Raw genomic sequence first — 18657 nt, forward strand, 5'->3', positions numbered from 1 at the left:
TCAGTTCCCACGTGGCGAGCCCCGGCGATCTGACCGTCCGTTCCGGACGGGTCAAGACCGCTCGGCGGCTCGCCACGCGTGCGTTCCGGGTGAAGACCGGCGAGTTCCTCGCCGAGGGTCCCCAGGCCGTGCGTGAGGCGCTCGACGCGCCGGGCGCGGTCATCGAGGTGTTCGCCACCGTCGACGCCACCGAGCGGTACCCCGAGCTGGCCGAGCGTGCCGAGTCGTGGCACGTCGTCACCGACGACGTCGTCGAGGAGATCGCCGACTCGGTCACCCCGCAGGGGCTCGTGGCCCGCTGTCACTCGATCCTCACCACGCTGGCCGACGTCCCGCAGGACGCGCGGCTCGTCGTGGTCTGCGCCGAGATCCGCGACCCCGGGAACCTGGGCGCGGTCATCCGGTGCGCCGACGCGGCCGGAGCGGCGGCCGTCGTCGTGGCCGGCGACAGCGTCGACCCCCTCAACCCGAAGGTCGTCCGCGCCACCGCGGGCTCCCTGTTCCACCTGCCGATCGCCGTCGAGCGCGACGTCGAGGCCGTCATCGCCGAGCTGCAGCGCCGAGGCTGCCAGGTGCTGGCCGCCGACGGCGGTGGCGAGACCGGCCTGTTCGATGCCGACCTCGACCTGACCGTGCCCACCGCCTGGATGATGGGCAATGAGGCGCACGGCCTCCCGGCGGAGTGGGCTGCCGCCGCCGACCGGGTGGTCCACGTGCCCATCCTGGGCCGTGCCGAGAGCCTGAATCTGGCCACGGCCGCGGCGGTCTGCCTCTACGCTTCAGCGCGCGAGCAGGGCTAGGCTCTGGCCGTGCCCTTCGAAGACTTCCCTGACGGCATCATCGTCGCCGACGAGCACGCCAAGGTGACACTCGCCAACAAGTGGGTCCGGTACTGGGCGCGCGCCGAGGGCGACGAGATGATCGGCATGGACCTGCGGGACGCGGTCCCGTTCGACGACCTCGCCGGCAACAGCTGGTTCGACTCCGTCCACCCGTACGACGGGCTCGCGATCCGCAAGCGCATCAGCGAGTCCTCCTGGTACTCCCCGCGCGGCAGCGAGTACCTCATCACCGCCTCCCTCGTGCGCGAGCGGCCCGCGGGCCGGGTCATCAAGGTGATCGTGAGCATGCGCAACGCGCGTGTGCGCCTCCAGCGCGACCGGCAGAAGTCCGACATGGTGGCCACGGTCGCCCACGAGCTGCGCTCGCCCCTGACGGGCATCAAGGGCTTCTCGGCCACCCTGCTGAGCCGCTGGGACGCGTTCACCGAGGACCAGCGCCTGTTCATGCTGCAGACCATCGATGCCGACGCCGACCGGCTCAGCCGGCTCATCACCGAGCTGCTCGACGCCGCGCGCATCGACGCGGGACGACTCTCCCTGCGCACCGAGCCGGTCCGGCTCGACGAGCTCGCCGGCCGGGTGCTGAACTCGGTGTTCTCCGCGGTCGACGAGCCTCCCCAGCCCCGCGTCGCGAGCGAGGTCCCGGTCGTGTGGGGCGACGCCGACCGCGTCACCCAGGTGCTCACGAACCTCATCGAGAACGCGATCCGGCACGGCGAGGGACTGCGCGAGCTCGTCGTGGCGTCCGAGCCGCGCGGCGACATCGACGGGGTGGTGGTGCGGATCGTCGACAACGGACCGGGCATCCCCGAGGAGTCCCGCGTCCGCATCTTCAGCCGCTTCTGGAGGTCCGGTCCCGGCGCCGGCAGCGGCCTCGGCATGTTCATCGTGCGCGGCGTCGTCGACCAGCACGGCGGCTCGATCATCATCGAGGACGCCGACGACGGGGGAGCGTCGATCTGCGTGTGGTTCCCGGTGAACGAGCCGGACACCATGGCGTCCTGACGCGCCGATAGACTCGAGGGCGTGTCTGCGCCCAATTCCGACTACGACCCGGTCGAGGTGACGCCCCTGCGCGCCGACGAGGTCGAACGCATGCGTGACGAGGCCCTCGCGGCCATCGCCGCGGCCGAGTCCCTCGACGCCCTGAAGCAGGTGCGCATCGACCACACGGGCGATCGCTCGCCCCTCGCGCTGGCCAACCGCGAGATCGGCGCGCTGCCGCCCGCGGCCCGCAAGGACGCCGGCCAGCGCGTCGGCCAGGCGCGCGGCGCCGTCAACCAGGCGCTGGCCGCCCGCACCGCCGAGGTCGAGGCCGTCGAGTTCGAGCGTCGCCTCGCCGAGGAGACCGTCGACGTCACGCTGCCGGTCGACGTCGAGCCCGTGGGCGCACGCCACCCGATCACCACGATCCAGGAGCACGTCGCCGACATCTTCGTCGCGATGGGCTGGGAGGTCGCCGAAGGTCCCGAGGTGGAGGCCGAGTGGCTGAACTTCGACGCCCTCAACCTGGGCCCCGACCACCCGGCGCGCACGATGCAGGACACGTTCTGGCTCGATCCCGAGTCGGCCGCGATGGTGCTGCGCACCCACACCTCGCCGGTGCAGGCGCGCACGATGCTCACGCGTCAGCCCCCGATCTACATCGTCTGCCCGGGCCGCGTCTACCGGACCGACGAGGCCGACGCCACGCACATGCCGGTCTTCCACCAGGTCGAGGGCCTGGCGATCGACAAGGGCCTGTCGATGGCCCACCTCAAGGGCACGCTCGACCACTTCGCGCGCGCGGTCTACGGCACCGAGATCACCACCCGGTTCCGTCCCTCGTACTTCCCGTTCACCGAGCCCAGCGCCGAGGTCGACCTGCTCTGCTACGTGTGCCACAACGATCCCGCCGAGGTCGCCTCGTGCCGGACGTGCGGCGGCGAGGGCTGGGTCGAGTGGGGTGGCTGCGGCGTCGTGAACCCGCGTGTCCTGGTCGCGTGCGGCGTCGATCCCGAGGAGTACTCGGGCTTCGCGTTCGGCATGGGCCTGGACCGCACCGTCACCAGCCGCTACGACATCGCCGACCTGCGCGATCTCTGGGACGGCGACGTCCGCTTCACCGAGCCGTTCGGAGTTGGTCTCTGACATGCGTGTCCCCGTGGAGTGGCTGCGGTCACTCGTCGAGCTTCCCGACGCCGTCACGACGGAGCAGCTGGCCGATCGCCTGACGATGTACGACCTCAAGCTGGAGGAGATCGTGGGCGGCGGGCTCAGCGGCCCGTTGACCGTCGGTCGCGTCCTGGCGATCTCGCCCGAGGAGCAGAAGAACGGCAAGACGATCAACTGGTGCCGGGTCGACGTCGGCGCGCAGAACGATCCGTCCGTTCCCGACGCCCCCGGCGAGGACGTGCCGTCGCGCGGCATCGTCTGCGGCGCCCACAACTTCGGCGTGGGCGACCTCGTCGTGGTGTCGCTGCCCGGCACGTACCTGCCCGCGCTGGGCTTCGAGATCGGCTCGCGCAAGACGTACGGCCACGTGTCCGACGGCATGATCTGCTCCACCACCGAGCTGGACCTGGCCGAGGACGAGACCTCGGCCCACGGCATTGTCGTGCTGCCAGCCGGCTCGGCCGAGCCCGGCGACGACGCGATCGCGCTGCTGGGCCTCGGCGACCAGACGCTCGACCTCGAGGTCAACCCCGACCGCGCCTACGCGCTGAGCCTGCGCGGCGTGGCTCGCGACACCGCTCTCGCGTTCGACGTGCCGTTCACCGATCCCGCCGACCGCGAGGTCCCGTCCACCGACACCGCTGCCTACCCAGTGCGCGTCGAGGACCCCACGGGCTGCCCCGTGTTCACCACGCTCGTCGTGGAGGGCATCGACCCGTCGGCCACCACGCCGGCCTGGATGGCCAAGCGCATCGCCGACGCCGGCATGCGTCCGATCTCGCTCACCGTCGACATCAGCAACTACGTGATGCTCGAGCTGGGCCAGCCGAACCACTGCTACGACCGCGCCAAGGTCAACGGCGAGATCGTGGTGCGCCGCGCGACCGAGGGCGAGCGGCTCACGACGCTCGACGGCGTCGACCGTGCCCTCACGACCGAGGACCTGCTGGTGGCGGACGCGTCCGGGCCGATCGGACTGGCCGGCGTCATGGGTGGCGACCACACCGAGATCGACGCGACGACGACCGATGTCCTCGTGGAGGCCGCCTACTGGGATCCGGTGACGATCTTCCGCGCGGTCAAGCGCCACAAGCTGCCGTCCGAGGCCGCCAAGCGGTACGAGCGCGGTGTCGACCCGGCGCTGCCGCTCGTCGGCGCGGCCCGGGTCGCCGAGCTGCTGGTCGAGCTGGCCGGTGGCACGCTCGCGCCCGGTGCCACCGTCGTGGGGACCGCGCCCGCGCGGAAGCCGGTCACGTTCTCCTCCGATCTGCCCGCCCGCATCAGCGGACTGCCGATCACGCCCGAGCAGGCTCAGGACACCTACGAGCGCAACGGCTGCACGGTCGAGCTGGCCGGCGATCGCTTCACCGTCACCCCGCCGTCCTGGCGCTTCGACCTCAACGACCCCTACGACTTCGTCGAGGAGGCGCTGCGCACCGCCGGGTATGAGAACGTCCCCTCGGTGCTGCCCACGCCCACGGGCGGCCGTGGGCTCTCGCGCGACCAGGAGCTGCGCCGCCGGGTGGGCCACGTGCTCGCCGGTGCCGGGCTCGTCGAGGTCACCACGCTGCCGTTCGTCGGGCCCGCCGACCTCGAGAAGCTGGGCCTGCCCGCCGACGATGCGCGACGCGACCTCGTCCGGCTGGCAAACCCGCTGTCGGCCGAGGAGCCCGGGCTCACGCCCACGCTCCTGATCGGCCTGCTGCGAGCGGCGTCGCTCAACATCGGCCGCGGCCACGAGTCGGTCGCCCTGAGCGAGATCGGCCGGGTGTTCCACCCGCGCGAGGGCCGCCCCGTGGCACCGATCCTGGGCGTCGACCGCCGCCCCACCGACGAGGAGCTCGCGGCCCTCGACGCCGCCCTGCCCGAGCAGCCCCGCCACACCGGCTTCGTGCTGGTGGGGGAGCGCACGCGCTCCGGCTGGACCGGCCCGGGACGCGCCGTCGCGTGGACCGACGCGCTCGCGATCGCCCAGCGCGTCGCGGCGAACCTGCACGTCGACCTGACGGTGGAGGCGGCGAGCCTCGCTCCCTTCCACCCGGGCCGTTGCGCCCGGCTGAGCATCGGCGACCGTGTCGTCGGCCACGTCGGCGAGCTGCACCCGCAGGTGGCCGAGACCTACGGTCTCCCGGGCCGCGTGGCCGCCGGCGAGCTCGACCTCGACGCCCTGATCGAGTCTGCGCCGGCGATCGGCCCGAAGCCCCACTTCTCGGCCTTCCCGGTCGCGAAGGAGGACTTCGCCTTCACGGTGGACTCCGCCCTGACCGCGGGCGAGCTGGAGTCGGCGATCTCGTCGGCCAGCCCGCTGCTGGAGTCGGTGCGCCTGTTCGACGTGTACACCGGCGACCAGGTCGGCGAGGGCCGCAAGTCGCTCGCGTTCAAGGTGCGCCTGCGCGCCGAGGACCGCACGCTGACCGACGCCGACATCAAGGCCGCGCGCGAGCGGATCGTGGCAGCCGCCGCGACACTCGGAGCCGAGCTGCGCTGACCGGCGCCCGGCCTGTCCGGGTGATTGGATGGGCGTATGACCGAGATCACACGCGTTCGGATCGAGCACGACCTGCTCGGAGAACGTGAGGTACCGGCGGACGTCTACTGGGGCGTGCACACCCTGCGCGCCCTGGAGAACTTCCCGATCACCGGTGTCCCCATCGCCATCAGTCCGTACCTGCCCCAGGCGCTCGCCGCCGTCAAGGAGGCCGCCGCCGAGGCGAATCACGACCTCGGCCTGCTCGACGACGAGCGGCACGCGGCCATCGTGCAGGCGTGCCAGGAGATCCGTCGCGGCGACCTGCACGACCAGTTCGTCGTCGACGTGATCCAGGGCGGTGCCGGCACCTCCACGAACATGAACGCCAACGAGGTGATCGCGAACCGCGCCCTCGAGATCCTCGGTCACCCGCTGGGCGACTACATGCGACTGCACCCCAACGAGCAGGTCAACCTCAGCCAGTCGACGAACGACGTCTACCCGACGGCCGTGAAGATCGCCGTCATCAACGCGACGCACGACCTCATCGCCGCGATGGGCGACCTCCAGGAGGCCTTCGCCGCGAAGGCCGTGGAGTTCCACGACGTGCTCAAGATGGGCCGCACCCAGCTGCAGGACGCCGTGCCGATGACGCTCGGCCAGGAGTTCGGCACGTACGCGCTGATGATCGCCGAGGACCGCACGCGGCTGCGCGAGGCCGTGATGCTGCTGCACGAGATCAACCTCGGCGCCACCGCGATCGGCACCCAGCTCAACGCACCGGACGGATACGTCCCGCTGGCCCGTCAGCACCTCTCGCGGATCACCGGCCTCCCGCTGGTGACGGCCGTCGACCTCATCGAGGCCACCCAGGACTGCGGCTCGTTCGTGCAGATGTCCGGCGTTCTCAAGCGGGTGGCGGTGAAGCTGTCGAAGATCTGCAACGACCTGCGGCTGCTGTCGTCGGGGCCGCGCGCGGGGCTGGGCGAGATCAACCTGCCGGCGCGCCAGGCCGGGTCGAGCATCATGCCCGGCAAGGTGAACCCGGTGATCCCCGAAGTGGTGAACCAGGTGGCGTTCCAGATCATCGGGCACGACGTCACCGTGTCGATGGCGGCCGAGTCGGGCCAGCTGCAGCTCAACGCCTTCGAGCCCGTGATCTGCTACTCGCTGTCGGCCGGGCTGTACCGGCTGCGCACGGCCATCACGTCCCTGACCGAGAACTGCGTCAAGGGCATCACCGCCAACACCGAGCACCTCGCGATGGAGGTGGCGAACTCGATCGGCCTGGTCACGGCCCTCAACCCGTACCTGGGCTACCAGACCGCGACCGAGCTGGCCAAGGAGGCGCTCGCCACCGGCCGCGGCGTGGCCGAGCTCGTGCTGGAGAAGGGCCTGCTGCCGCAGGACGAGCTCGAGCGGATCCTGCGACCGGAGACGCTGGCCCACCTCGGTCCGAAGCCGGCCGACCGTTCCGGCGGCGTGTGAGGGGTGAGCTGGCGTGGCGGCAGGGGTGTACCCTGTCGCCATGACCACCTTCGTGATCATCATTGGAAAGCGCGTCTGAATCCTCATCCCAGACGCGCCGCCTCCCGTACCCGGGAGGCTTTTTTTTGGCCCGACCAGACAGCAGGACGACCATGAGCACCACCTTCGGGAAGCACGACCCGGCGGACTTCCACGTCTACGACACGACGATGCGCGACGGCGCCCAGCAGGAGGGGCTCAACCTCTCCGTGCAGGACAAGCTCGCGATCGCGCAGCACCTCGACGACCTCGGCGTGGGCTACATCGAGGGCGGCTGGCCCGGCTCGAACCCCAAGGACACCGAGTTCTTCGCGCTGGCCGCCAAGGAGCTCGACCTGAAGCACGCCACGCTGGCCGCGTTCGGCTCCACGCGCCGTGCCGGGGTCGCCGCGGCCGACGACCCGCTGATCGCCGCGCTCCGCGACTCGGGCGCGTCCGTGGTCACGATCGTGGCGAAGAGCCACGACCAGCACGTCATCAAGGCACTGCGGACCACGCTGGAGGAGAACCTCGCGATGGTGCGCGACACGGTCGAGTACCTGCGGGCCGAGGGCCAGCGGGTGTTCGTGGACTGCGAGCACTTCTTCAACGGCTACCTCGACAACCGCGACTACGCGCTGGAGGTCGTCCGCACCGCCATCGAGGCGGGCGCCGAGGTGGCCGTCCTGTGCGACACCAACGGCGGGATGCTGCCGCACCAGGTGGGCGAGATCGTGGCCGACGTGCTGGCCTCGACGGGCGCGCGACTGGGCATCCACGCACACAACGACACCGGCTGCGCGGTCGCGAACTCGATCGAGGCGGTGCGCTCCGGCGCCACCCACGTGCAGGGCTGCATCAACGGCTACGGCGAGCGCACGGGCAACGCCGACCTCGTCACGTGCGTGGCCAACCTGGAGTTCAAGCTGGGCATGAGCGTGATGCCCGAGGGCGTGCTGGCCGACGCCACGCGCATCTCGCACGCGATCAGTGAGATCACGAACTACCCGCCGGTGGCGCGCCAGCCGTACACGGGCGTGTCGGCATTCGCCCACAAGGCGGGCCTGCACGCCAGCGCGATCCGGGTGGATCCCGACCTCTACCAGCACATGGAGCCCGCGCTCGTGGGCAACGACATGCGCCTGCTCGTCTCGGAGATGGCCGGTCGCGCGACGATCGAGCTCAAGGGCCGCGAGCTCGGCTTCGACCTCTCGGGCGACAACGAGCTGCTCACCCGCATCACCGAGCAGGTCAAGCAGATGGAGCAGGACGGCTACACGTTCGAGGCGGCCGACGCGTCGTTCGAGCTGCTGCTGACCGAGGCGGTCACGGGTCGCCGTCCGGAGTACTTCGACGTCGAGTCGTGGCGCGTCATCGCGGGCTCGGCCGGCGACGGCGGTGCCGAGGCGATCGTCAAGGTCGTGGCCGGTGGCACCCGCACGGCGGTGGTGGGGGAGGGTAACGGTCCGGTCAACGCCCTCGACCACGCGTTGCGCCAGGCGATCGAGCGGATCTACCCGGACGTGGCCCAGTTCCACCTCATCGACTTCCGCGTGCGGATCCTCGACCAGGGCCACGGCACCGACGCCGTCACGCGCGTCCTCATCGAGACGACGGACGGCAAGAGCTCGTGGGTGACCGTGGGCGTGGGTCCGAACATGATCGAGGCGTCGTTCGAGGCGCTCGTGGACGCGCTGACGTATGGCCTGCGCTCTCACGGGGTCGCTGCGCTGTAGCGCACGGGCGCGTCGAGGTGGCGGTCGTCGAGGTGACCGTGGGACTTCATGTTGTGGTGCTTGCGGCACAGGCAGCGGAGATTCTTCGCTGAGGTCTGGCCGCCGGAGTCGTAGGCCTTCGCGTGATCGAGGTCGGTCTCGAACACGGGAGCCCGACATCCGGCGACTCGACACGTGCCGTCGCGCCAGTGCAGCGCTTGTCGCAGGGACTCGGTGGGCCGGTAGCCGATGATCGTGGTGTCGAGGATCTCGCCGACCGGGTCGAGCACCAGTCGCCGGAACACGGTGTGCTCGCTGGCCGCCAGCTCGCGGACCCACGCTGGCCCGAGCGGCTCGCCGTCGCGGGTGATCCCGGGGCCGCCGGTGAGGCCGATGAGGTCGGTGGCGGCGATGCTGATGGCGATCTCGGCGCGGATGTCGGTGGTGGTGCCGGTGCAGGACGTGAGCCACTGACCGAGGACATCGGCCTGCTTCTGGTCGCGGGTCCGCGTGTCGCGGAGGCCGGTCTCGGGGTCGATGGAGGGCTCGGCCTTGGCTGCCTTGCGGAGTCGTTCGGCAGCGGCGATGGCGACCCCCGTGGGCAGCAGCGCGTTGAGCCAGCTGGTGCCGTCGCTGAGGTGGGTGACCGACACGCGGCGCTCGTCGAGGGCCTTCGCGGTCTCCTCTGCGGTCTCCTCGGGCTCGATGCGGGCACGGAAGCGCCGCAGCCACGCCCGCAGCTCGCTGATGGTGTGGGTGGTGGCGTAGTCGACGACGGTGGTCTCGAGCTTGGCCCAGCTCTCGCGCTCGACGAGGCGTTCGGCGGTGTCGGCGATCGCACTGGCACGCGCCGCGTCGAGGTCGCCGAGCCGGAACGCGTCCCAGACGAGTGGCGTGCGCTCGCGCAGCGTCTCGGCCTCGAACACGATCGCCCACACCCGATGTTCGGTGACCCTCAATGCCTGGGCGATCTCGAGCGTGACCTCGCGCCGCGCCAGGTCCTTGCCCAGGACGATCTCGTCGGATCGATCGATCTCGGCGACCCGCCGGCGGTGGTGCGCGGCGATGAGCTTCCACTCCTCGAACTCCGCCACCGCGCGGGCGCGACGCGCCGCGTCGAGCGCGCGAGCGGTGAGTTCCGAGGTCATGCACCCAACGTAGTGAGCCCCACCGACACCGGTCCTGGGTCATTGCACGAGCACGATTCCCCCTGCGGTTCCAGTTTCGTGATGCGACGAGCTACGCCCGATGGAGTCCTGGCTGCACGACCCGCTCGGTGGACGCGGGATTCGCGCTGAGATGCGCGGCAGGACGCACGGGGCGGCGCTGGAGGTCACCGCCGCAGTTCGGGCACTCGCCGTGCAGGCACGTCTCGGCACATCGCGCGCACCACGTGCACTCGAAGGTGCAGATCATCGCGTCCATCGCCTTCGGGGGCAGATCGGTGTCGCAGCATTCGCATCCCGGGCGCAGTTCCAGCATTCGGCCATTCTTGCGCGTCTCGCGGCCTCAGGTGTTCCTCAGAAGGGCTCGAGGACGAAGCGCCCCCAGGCGAGAAAGGCGAAGAGACCGAGAAAGACCAGGTCGCCGAGCAGGTAGTTCCACTCCATCCGGCGGAAGCGGGTGGTCGCGGCGCCGGACATGAACAGCGCCAGGCCGCACGCGGCGACCGGTGTCAGGACCGGCACGATCCCCAGCGCCGCAGGAAGGATCAGCCCTGTGGCGCCGATGAGCTTGGTGGTGCCGATGGCCTTGATCTGCCCGGAGGTGAAGTCGTCGACCCAGTACTGGCTGCGCCCGAGCCGGCGGTAGCTCTCCTTGGTCTTGGTCAGCTGGGCGAGAGCCCCGGCGGTGAACGCGAGGGCGAGTGCTCCGGCAAGGATCCACAGCACGATGTTCATGGGTTCTCCTTCGTGGTTACCTGAACGCGGTTGGGCACGTCATGGAGATGACGGACCCGAGCGAGAAGAGGTAACCGATGGACCCCGACGACGACCTGGCCGACCTCTTCGAGGCGGACCGCTCCCGCCTGGTCGCGATCGCGACCCGAGTGGTCGGGAGCCGCGCCGACGCCGAGGACGTCGTCCAGGAGGCCTGGGTACGGCTAGCGCGTCAGGAACCCGGGAAGATCGAGAACGTCCACGCCTGGCTGACCACGGTCGTGGGGCGACTCAGCATCGACGTGCTGCGGTCGCGCACCGCCGAGCTCCCCTACGAGCTGGACCTGAGCGAGCTGGACGTGGCCGAGGACACCGTCGCCGACGCACCGGAGGAGCGAGCTCTCCAGGCCGACTCGGTGGGGATCGCGCTCCTCGTCGTGCTCGGGACGCTGGGCCCCGACGAGCGGTTGGCGTTCGTGCTGCACGACCTGTTCGCCGTTCCCTTCGCGCAGATCGGCCCCATCCTGGGCAAGAGCGCCGATGCGGCGAAGATGACGGCCAGTCGCGCCCGCCGGAAGGTGCACGGCGCGGGGGACACGGTGCGACCTCGCAGCAGTCGAGGCGAGCAGCGTGCGGTCGTCGACGCCTTCCTCACGGCGGCGCGCGAGGGCGACTTCGCGGCACTGCTGGAGATTCTCGATCCGCAGCTGCGGTGGGAGATCCACACCTCGCACCGGGTCACGGTGGGCCTCGGGACGGCTGAGATCCTCCGTGCGGTCCAGCACGGCGACCCGTCGCGCATCACCGCCCGACGGGTCCTGGTCGACGATCAGCCCGGAATCGCGGCGTGGGGGCCGAACGGCGCGCTGGTCAGCCTGATGAGCTGCACCGTCGAGGGTGGACGGATGACCAGGATCGTGTCGATCCTCGACCGGAAGGTCCTCGACAGGATCGATCTCCCGGTGGTGGCCGATCAGCCGGAGTCGGACGGCTTCACGACCTGAGGTCGTACGTCAGCCACACGGAGCCGTTGGGCGTCGGTGACGCGCTCGTCAGCCGCAGCCGGCGCAGTGCCTGGACGTCGGCGAACAGTCGACGACCGGTGGGATCGAGCGTCGGCCCGACGACCAGGTTCAGCTCGTCGACCAGGCCGGTGGCGAGCAAGGACTGCGCGAGCTGGATGCTGCCGTGGACGCCGATGTCGCGCCCGGGCCGGGCCACGAGCTCGGCGATGATCCCGGGAAGCGCGCCGGTGAACGTCGTGACCTCGCCCCATTCCCGGGCCAGCGGCGTCGAGGTCACGACGTACTTGCGCACCCCGTTGATGAAGTCGGCGAAGGGCTGCTCTTGGGAGCTCGGCCAGTACCCCGACCACTCGTCGTAGGTGTTCCGGCCGAGCAGGACGGCGTCCTGACGGTCCGTCAGGGCCGTCTCCATCTCCATGAGCACCGGATCGAATGCCGGCGCACCGTGGTGGTCGACGTGATCGTCAGGGAAGTAGGCCCCGGGCTCGTCGACCGCCCCGTCGATCGAGGTCAGCGTGTAGAGAACGACTCGTCGTCCACCCATGGGCCCAACCTGCCACAGAGATCGGGACGCCCGCCAGCGGCGCCTAGACTCGGGGCATGCCCCCACGATCTCCGCTGCCGTCCCGTCACGGTCTGGCGGCAGCGTGGATGCGGACGCCCGATCGGCACCAGGACGGTCCGCCGTGGCCGACGATGGCGGCCTGGCTGGAGCACCGGCTCGCGGCGCACGCGGACGTTGGCGAGATGCTGGCAGACGAGCGGCTCGTCTACGACGACCTGAGGCCCGTGGGAGCGGACGACCCCTACGCGCCGCACACGTTCGTGTGGTTCCACCGCGACCTGCGCGACGAGGTCGAGGTGCCCGGCGAGATCCGGATCCTGCACCGCGACGAGCGGATCGTCGTCGTCGACAAGCCGGCCTTCCTGTCGACGATCCCTCGCGGCCAGCATGTCGTGCAGAGCGTCGTCGTGCGGCTCCGCGCGCAGCTCGACCTGCCCGAGCTGACGCCCTTGCACCGGCTCGACCGGGTGACCTCCGGGGTGCTGCTGATGGCGACCGAGCGCCGCTGGCGCGGGCCCTACCAGACCCTCTTCGAGCACCGCCGGGTCAGCAAGACCTACCGCGCCCTGGCGGCGTGGCAGGCCGCGCTCGAGTCGCCGGTCGTGGTCCGCAACCACCTCCGCAAGGAGCGCGGCGCGCTGCGGGCCGAGGTCGTCCCCGATGCCCCGGTCAACGCCGAGACGCTGGTCGAGATGGAGGCCCGTGATGGGGACCTGGCCGTCTACCGGCTCTCGCCGAGGACGGGCCGCACGCACCAGCTGCGCCTCCACCTGGCCGGCCTCGGCAGCCCGATCGTCGGAGATCCGCTCTACCCGACGGTCACGGACGCGTCGGTCGACGACTTCTCCCGTCCGCTCCAGCTCATCGCGAGTGAGCTCCGGTTCACCGACCCGGTGGACGGCGCCGATCGCCGCTTCGTCAGTGACCGGACCTTTCCGCTCCGCCCTTGAACGGGAGCGATTGACAGGCAAGTGACCACTTGCATAATCTGCGGATGTGGGTGACGTCTTCAGGGCCATCGCGGAGCCGACGCGTCGTGCTCTGCTGGACGAGCTCCTGGAGCGGGACGAGCAGACCTTGTTCGAGCTGTGCTCGCGTCTTGCGATGAAGCACGGGCTGACACCCACCCGACAGGCGGTCTCGCAGCACCTCGACGTCCTGGAGGACGCAGGTCTGGTGCGGACGGAACGCCGTGGCCGCTACAAGCTGCACACGATCGACACCACGCCGCTCGCCCAGATCGCTGAGCGATGGCCACCACGAGAGGAACCGAAATGAAACTGCAGACGGTCAGCATCTTCGTCGACGACCAGCAGAGGGCCGTCGACTTCTACACGGGCACACTCGGCTTCGAGGTGACCGCCGACGTGCCGATGGGCGAGCACCGATGGCTCACCGTGCGCCTCGGTGACAGCCCGGACGCCACGGAGGTCTCCCTCGAGCCGAAGGCGCATCCGGCAGCGGCCTCGTTCACGGCGGCGCTGCTCGAGGACGGGATCCCGTTCTGCATGCTCGGTGTCGACGACGTGGAGCGCGAGCACGAACGACTCGTCGCGTCGGGCGTGACCTTCAGTCAGCCGCCGACCGATGTCGGCCCGGTGATCATCGCCGTGTTCGAGGACGGCTGCGGGAACCTCCTCCAACTGGCCCAGTTCAAGGACGCCTGAGTCGCTCGCGTCACTCAGGGCGAGGTGAGAAGCGCTGCCGATACGAGGTGGGAGTGGTCGCGTAGGACGCGGAGAAGTTCTGCCGGAAGGTCACCACGCTGCCGAAGCCGCAGGCGTCGGCGATGCGTGCGATCGGCCAGTCGGTCGTCTCCAGCAGGCGTCGCGCCTCGTCGAGTCGGCGCTGGAGGACCCAGCGGGCCGGGGTGGAACCGGTCAACTCCACGAAGCGGCGGGTGAAGTTCCGCCGGCTCATGCGGGCGTGGGCGGCCAGGTCGTCGACCGAGAGTGGCTCGTCGAGCCGGCTCAGCGCCCAGTCGATCGTGGGCCCGAGGTCGCCCACGCCGCCGGGCTCGGGCATCGGGCGGGCCACGTACTGGGCCTGGTCTCCCTCACGGTGCGGCGCCACGACCAGCTGGCGCGCCACTGTGGCCGCGGCCTCCGAGCCGAGACGCGTGCGCACGACGTGGAGGCAGGCGTCGATGGCCGAGGCCGTGCCCGCCGAGGTGAGGACGTCTCCGTGATCGAGGTACAGGGCGGCCGCGTTCACGCCCAAGCCGGGCCGCCGTGTCCGGAGACGATCGACCGCACCCCAGTGCGTCACGACGTCCCGTCCGTCGGCGAGTCCGCTGTCCACGAGCGGGAACGCGCCCAGGCACAGCCCTGCGACGCTGCTGCCGCGATCCCGGGCCGCGCGCAGGCTGCCGATCAACACCGGATCGGCGGGTGGGAGGTCGGTCGGCCAGGACGGGAGGACGACGAGGTCGGCCTCCTCGACCACCTCGGGTCCGGAGACGTCCTCGATCCGAGGTCCCTCCGCGGTGCGGATCCCCTTGCCGTCCGCTGTCCAGACCACCGGGTCCCAGCCCTCGGCCAGCCCTTGGCGACCGACCTCGCCGAACACCAGCAGCGGTGCCGCGAGGTGGAACATGGTGATGCCCTCGAAGGCGTGGACGACGATGCGCACGACTGGCCCGATCTCATCGATAGATGGCTTTGGTGCCACTCACGGTACCCCGGGCAGACCGGCAGGGTCGATCCCAGAGCACCCGACCACGCCACTCAGGAGGCACCATGAACGCCCCGCGCCGCGCCCTGATCGTCATCGACGTCCAGAACGAGTACTTCGACGGAGTCCTGCAGATCCAGTCGCCGCCGCGCGATCAGAGCCTCGCCCACATCACGAAGGTCATCGAGGTGGCCGCAGCGCAGGGCCTGCCCGTCGTGGTGGTGCAGCACCAGACGCCCGAGGGTGCGCCGGTCTTCGCCGAGGGCAGCCACGGCTGGTCGCTGCACCCCGAGATCGAGGCCCTCGCCCAGCCGACCTGGAAGCGGGTCGTCAAGCACAAGTCGAGCGTCTTCGCCGATACCGACGTGGCCTCCTGGCTCGCCGAGCAGGGCGTCGACACGATCAGCATCGTCGGCTACATGACGAACAACTGCGACCTGGGCACCGTCTTCGGCGCCGAGGAGCTGGGCCTGGATGCCGAGGTCCTCTCCGACGCCACCGGCGCGATCCACCTTGCCAACGAGGCCGGGAAGGTCTCCGCGGCCGAGCTCCACGCGGCGCTGCTGGTGCTGCTGCAGTCCAACCTCGCCGCTGTCGCCAGCACGGAGGACTGGGCCGCCGCGGTCCGAGCCGGCGCGGCACTGCCGAAGAGCGACCTCGGCACCTCGGCCACGCAGGGTCGGGCGGCCTTCGCGGGCTGACCTCGCCTCGCGGGACTGCGCGCCGGAATCACGCTTCGGGCGTCGGCCCCGCGGCGTACTCATCGTCGCTGACCGGCTCGAGCCAGTTCACGACGTCGTGGTCGTCGTCGCCCTCGTTGATGGCGAGGTGGACCATGAGGCGCTGGGGAGTAGCGCCGTGCCAGTGCTCCTCACCGGCCTCGAAGAGGACACGGTCACCGGGGCGGATGACCTCGACGGGTCCGCCGCGCCGCTGGCACAGGCCGACGCCCTCCGTGACGAACACGGTCTGGCTCAGCGGGTGGCGGTGCCAGTGGGTGCGGGCGCCGGGCATGAAGTGCACGAGGTTGGCGGTGACGCGCGAGGGCGCCGGGGCGGCCGCGACGGCGTCAATGTAGACGTCGCCGGTGAACCAGTCGGCCGGTCCCTTGGCGGTGTCCAGTGAGCTGCGCGTGATCTGCATGGTGCTCCTATCGGTGTGTGGCGGTGTCCGCCGATGCGGCCCAGGAAGCGAGCAGGCGGAGTCGCTCGGCGGACGGCGAGCCGGGCTCGGCGGTGTAGACGAGCAGGACGAGGCCCGGCTCGGCGGTGATGGCGAGCTCCTCGTAGGCGAACGTCAGCTCGCCGACGACGGGGTGGTGGAAGCGCTTCGTCCCCGTGCCGTGGGTGCGGACGTTGTGGTCGGCCCACAGCCGCCGGAACGTCTCGCTCTGGGTGGAGAGCTCGCCGACGAGGTCCTGCAGCTCGCGGTCGTGGGGGTCGCGGCCTGCCTCGGCGCGCATGATCCCGACGCACATCTCGGCGAACAGGTCCCAGTCCGGGTAGAACTCGCGCGAGGTGGGATCGAGGAACTGGAAGCGGGCCAGGTTCGGCGTGCGGCCGCCCTCGCCGATCACGGGGGAGTAGAACGCCCGGCCGAGGGTGTTGGTGGCGAGCAGGTTCTGGTGGGAGTCGCGCACGAAGGCGACACCCTCGGTGATCGCCTCCAGCGCCCACTGCAGGCTCAGCCGCGACGCGGCCTTGCCCGGGGAGCGGCGCCGTGGCCTGCCCGAGGCGGGGATGCCGTCCGCGGCGCGGGCGAGGTCGTAGAGGTGCGTCCGCTCGGTCTCGTCCAGCTGCAGGGCGCGCGCAAGTGACTCGAGCACTCCGGAGGAGGCCCCGGCGATGTGCCCGCGTTCCAGCCGGGCGTAGTACTCGACGCTCAGCCCGGCGAGCGAGGCGACCTCGCTGCGGCGCAGGCCGGGCACGCGACGGGTGCCGGTGGTCGGGAGGCCGACCTGGTCGGGGGTGATGCGCGCACGCCGGGTGGTGAGGAACTCGCTCACTTCCCGCCGGGCGTCCTGACGGTTGTCCACGTCTTCGAGCCTACGGCCGTTCAGCGGCTCGTGCGGACCACGAGGGATGCCCTGCCAGTACACCCATTCGCAGTGACTTCCTGCCCGCCGGCGCGACCGGTTCACTGGATCTCGTGGTGCCGTGCCGGCACCGCGGACGACGAGAAACAGGAGCGATCGATGCGCCAGGTAGTCATGCACGCACCCGGAGACGTGAGGGTCGAGGACCGCGAGGATCCGAGGATCATCGAGCCCACCGACGCGATCATCCGACTCTCGGCGACCTGCATCTGCGGCAGCGACCTGTGGCCCTACCGCGGCGCCGAGCCGGTCGACCACCAGGTGATGGGTCACGAGTACGTCGGCGTCGTCGAGGAGATCGGCTCGGACGTGCGGACCGTCAAGGTCGGCGACTTCGTGGTCGGCTCGTTCTGGGCCTCGGACAACACCTGCGAGATCTGCCGCGCCGGCTACCAGGCGTACTGCACGCACCGGGTGCTGATGGGAACCCTCGGCACCCAGTCCGAGCTCGCCCGCATCCCGCTCGCGGACGGCACGCTCGTCGCGACACCGGGGATGCCCGAGCCGGATCTGATCCCGTCCCTCATGGCCGCCTCGGACGTGCTGGGCACGGGCTGGTTCGCCGCCGTCGCGGCCCAGGCCGGACCGGGCAAGACCGTCGCGGTCGTCGGTGACGGCGCGGTCGGCCTGCTGGGCATCCTCGCCGCCCAGCAGCTCGGTGCCGAGCGCATCATCGCGTTCAGCCGGCACGCCGATCGTCAGGCCCTCGCACGGGAGTTCGGCGCGACCGACATCGTCGAGGAGCGCGGCGACGCCGGCGTGGCCCGCGTCAAGGAGCTCACGGACGGCCTCGGCGCCCACTCGGTGATCGAGGCCGTCGGCACGCAGGAGGCGATGATGCAGGCCATCCACTCCGCACGGCCCGGCGGCCACGTCGGCTTCGTCGGCGTCTCCCACGACGTCGCGATCCCCGGTGACGAGCTCTTCATGGCCGGCGTCCACCTCCACGGCGGACCCGCGCCCGTGCGCCAGTACCTGCCCGAGCTGATCCAGCTCATCTGGGACCGGAAGATCGAGCCCGGCAAGGTGTTCGACCTCACGCTGCCGCTCGAGCGCGCCGCCGAGGGCTACCGCGCCATGGACGAGCGCACCGCGACGAAGGTGCTGCTCACGCTGTGAGCGACGTCGGGATGGACCTGCCGCGGTTCCTGGCCCACGTGGCCCGAGGCGCTCTCATCGAGGGTGGCTCGGAGCAGCACCGCTTCATGCACGATGCCGCCCAGGATGCCTTCCGCATCACGAGCCGGCTGAACTCGGGCTACCGCACACCCGAGGAGATCCGCGACCTGCTGGCCGAGCTCACCGGACGGGCAGTGGACGAGTCGGTCGCGCTCTTCCCGCCCTTCCACAGCGAGTTCGGCAAGAACCTCATCCTCGGCGAGGACGTCTTCATCAACCTCGGGTGCCGCTTCCAGGACACCGGCGGGATCACCATCGGGGACGGCACGCTCATCGGACACGGCAGCACGCTGACCACCCTCAACCACTCCGTCGACCCGGACCGCCGAGCGGACATGCTGCCGGCCCCGATCGTGATCGGGCGCCAGGTGTGGCTCGGCGCGTCCGTGACGGTCGTCCCCGGCGTGACCATCGGGGACGGGGCGATCATCGGCGCCGGCTCCGTCGTCACGAAGGACGTGCCGGCCCACGCCATCGTCGCCGGCGTCCCGGCGAGGGTGCTGCGCGAGACGGGGTTCGGCCCTCAACCCGGCTGATCGGGACGTTCCTGCCA

At 70.7% G+C, this 18657-nt stretch carries 20 protein-coding genes; 13 read left to right on the top strand and 7 right to left on the bottom strand.

Annotated elements, in window-relative coordinates; all coding sequences use genetic code 11:
* Positions 1-11: 11 nt before the first annotated feature.
* From B5D60_RS15265 to cimA, 6 genes are all read left to right on the top strand, one after another.
* A complete protein-coding gene (locus tag B5D60_RS15265; RefSeq protein ID WP_078700951.1) occupies positions 12-800 on the top strand; it encodes a TrmH family RNA methyltransferase in 789 nt (262 codons plus the stop codon).
* Between the two features lie 9 nt (positions 801-809).
* The gene (locus tag B5D60_RS15270) at positions 810-1847 is read left to right on the top strand and encodes a sensor histidine kinase (protein WP_078700952.1); all 1038 of its coding nucleotides are present in this window, start codon (positions 810-812) and stop codon (positions 1845-1847) included.
* A gap of 21 nt (positions 1848-1868) precedes the next feature.
* Positions 1869-2972, top strand: coding sequence for a phenylalanine--tRNA ligase subunit alpha (gene pheS / locus B5D60_RS15275; protein WP_078700953.1), 1104 nt, complete (start codon positions 1869-1871; stop codon positions 2970-2972).
* 1 nt (position 2973) lies between these two features.
* The gene (gene pheT / locus B5D60_RS15280; RefSeq protein ID WP_078700954.1) at positions 2974-5484 is read left to right on the top strand and encodes a phenylalanine--tRNA ligase subunit beta; all 2511 of its coding nucleotides are present in this window, start codon (positions 2974-2976) and stop codon (positions 5482-5484) included.
* 36 nt (positions 5485-5520) lie between these two features.
* Positions 5521-6954 carry an aspartate ammonia-lyase gene (gene aspA / locus B5D60_RS15285; RefSeq protein ID WP_078700955.1) on the top strand — a complete coding sequence of 478 codons (1434 nt, stop codon included), beginning with the start codon at positions 5521-5523 and terminating at the stop codon, positions 6952-6954.
* A 152-nt stretch (positions 6955-7106) separates the two neighbouring features.
* Positions 7107-8708 (top strand): citramalate synthase, encoded by a 1602-nt coding sequence (gene cimA, locus B5D60_RS15290; RefSeq protein WP_078700956.1) that lies wholly within the window; start codon positions 7107-7109, stop codon positions 8706-8708.
* Here the strand turns inward: cimA and B5D60_RS15295 are convergent.
* From B5D60_RS15295 to B5D60_RS15305, 3 genes are all read right to left on the bottom strand, one after another.
* Entirely contained in the window at positions 8687-9835 is a 1149-nt protein-coding gene (locus tag B5D60_RS15295) for an HNH endonuclease signature motif containing protein (protein ID WP_078700957.1), read from the bottom strand. The two genes, cimA and B5D60_RS15295, sit on opposite strands and share 22 nt — an antisense overlap.
* Before the next feature lie 91 nt (positions 9836-9926).
* Positions 9927-10169, bottom strand: a complete 243-nt coding sequence (locus B5D60_RS17360) for a DUF1272 domain-containing protein (RefSeq protein WP_078700958.1) — start codon at positions 10167-10169, stop codon at positions 9927-9929.
* A gap of 38 nt (positions 10170-10207) precedes the next feature.
* Positions 10208-10588, bottom strand: a complete 381-nt coding sequence (locus B5D60_RS15305) for a DoxX family protein (RefSeq protein ID WP_078700959.1) — start codon at positions 10586-10588, stop codon at positions 10208-10210.
* Between the two features lie 77 nt (positions 10589-10665).
* Here B5D60_RS15305 and B5D60_RS15310 point away from each other — a divergent pair, with 77 nt between their 5' ends.
* On the top strand, positions 10666-11571 hold the full coding sequence (locus tag B5D60_RS15310; protein WP_078700960.1) for a sigma-70 family RNA polymerase sigma factor: 906 nt from the start codon (positions 10666-10668) through the stop codon (positions 11569-11571).
* Here B5D60_RS15310 and B5D60_RS15315 read toward each other — a convergent pair.
* The gene (locus B5D60_RS15315; RefSeq protein ID WP_078700961.1) at positions 11561-12136 is read right to left on the bottom strand and encodes a dihydrofolate reductase family protein; all 576 of its coding nucleotides are present in this window, start codon (positions 12134-12136) and stop codon (positions 11561-11563) included. The two genes, B5D60_RS15310 and B5D60_RS15315, sit on opposite strands and share 11 nt — an antisense overlap.
* Before the next feature lie 56 nt (positions 12137-12192).
* Between B5D60_RS15315 and B5D60_RS15320 the strand changes: the two genes are divergently transcribed.
* The 3 genes from B5D60_RS15320 to B5D60_RS15330 are packed head-to-tail and all read left to right on the top strand — an operon-like array spanning position 12193 to position 13824.
* Positions 12193-13107: a pseudouridine synthase gene (locus B5D60_RS15320; protein WP_078700962.1), complete on the top strand. Its 915-nt coding sequence runs from the start codon at positions 12193-12195 to the stop codon at positions 13105-13107.
* A gap of 46 nt (positions 13108-13153) precedes the next feature.
* Entirely contained in the window at positions 13154-13435 is a 282-nt protein-coding gene (locus B5D60_RS15325; protein ID WP_078700963.1) for an ArsR/SmtB family transcription factor, read from the top strand.
* The gene (locus tag B5D60_RS15330) at positions 13432-13824 is read left to right on the top strand and encodes a VOC family protein (RefSeq protein ID WP_078700964.1); all 393 of its coding nucleotides are present in this window, start codon (positions 13432-13434) and stop codon (positions 13822-13824) included. Before B5D60_RS15325 ends, B5D60_RS15330 begins: the two co-directional genes overlap by 4 nt.
* Before the next feature lie 10 nt (positions 13825-13834).
* Here B5D60_RS15330 and B5D60_RS15335 read toward each other — a convergent pair whose 3' ends face one another.
* A complete protein-coding gene (locus tag B5D60_RS15335; protein ID WP_078700965.1) occupies positions 13835-14788 on the bottom strand; it encodes a GlxA family transcriptional regulator in 954 nt (317 codons plus the stop codon).
* A 107-nt stretch (positions 14789-14895) separates the two neighbouring features.
* On the opposite strand from B5D60_RS15335, the gene B5D60_RS15340 reads away from it, so the two are divergent.
* The gene (locus tag B5D60_RS15340) at positions 14896-15531 is read left to right on the top strand and encodes an isochorismatase family protein (protein ID WP_078700966.1); all 636 of its coding nucleotides are present in this window, start codon (positions 14896-14898) and stop codon (positions 15529-15531) included.
* A 28-nt stretch (positions 15532-15559) separates the two neighbouring features.
* Here B5D60_RS15340 and B5D60_RS15345 read toward each other — a convergent pair whose 3' ends face one another.
* Together B5D60_RS15345 and B5D60_RS15350 are read right to left on the bottom strand one after the other, a co-directional pair.
* The gene (locus B5D60_RS15345; protein WP_078700967.1) at positions 15560-15973 is read right to left on the bottom strand and encodes a (R)-mandelonitrile lyase; all 414 of its coding nucleotides are present in this window, start codon (positions 15971-15973) and stop codon (positions 15560-15562) included.
* Positions 15974-15980: 7 nt separating this feature from the next.
* Complete coding sequence (locus tag B5D60_RS15350; RefSeq protein ID WP_172806387.1) at positions 15981-16865, bottom strand: helix-turn-helix domain-containing protein; 885 nt, start codon at positions 16863-16865, stop codon at positions 15981-15983.
* 159 nt (positions 16866-17024) lie between these two features.
* Here B5D60_RS15350 and B5D60_RS15355 point away from each other — a divergent pair, with 159 nt between their 5' ends.
* Positions 17025-18044, top strand: coding sequence for a zinc-dependent alcohol dehydrogenase family protein (locus tag B5D60_RS15355; RefSeq protein ID WP_078700969.1), 1020 nt, complete (start codon positions 17025-17027; stop codon positions 18042-18044).
* Positions 18041-18640, top strand: coding sequence for a sugar O-acetyltransferase (locus tag B5D60_RS15360; RefSeq protein ID WP_231948905.1), 600 nt, complete (start codon positions 18041-18043; stop codon positions 18638-18640). The genes B5D60_RS15355 and B5D60_RS15360 overlap by 4 nt, the downstream gene beginning before the upstream one ends.
* Positions 18641-18657 lie beyond the last annotated feature (17 nt).

Source organism: Aeromicrobium choanae (assembly GCF_900167475.1).
Taxonomy (GTDB): Bacteria; Actinomycetota; Actinomycetes; order Propionibacteriales; family Nocardioidaceae; genus Aeromicrobium; species Aeromicrobium choanae.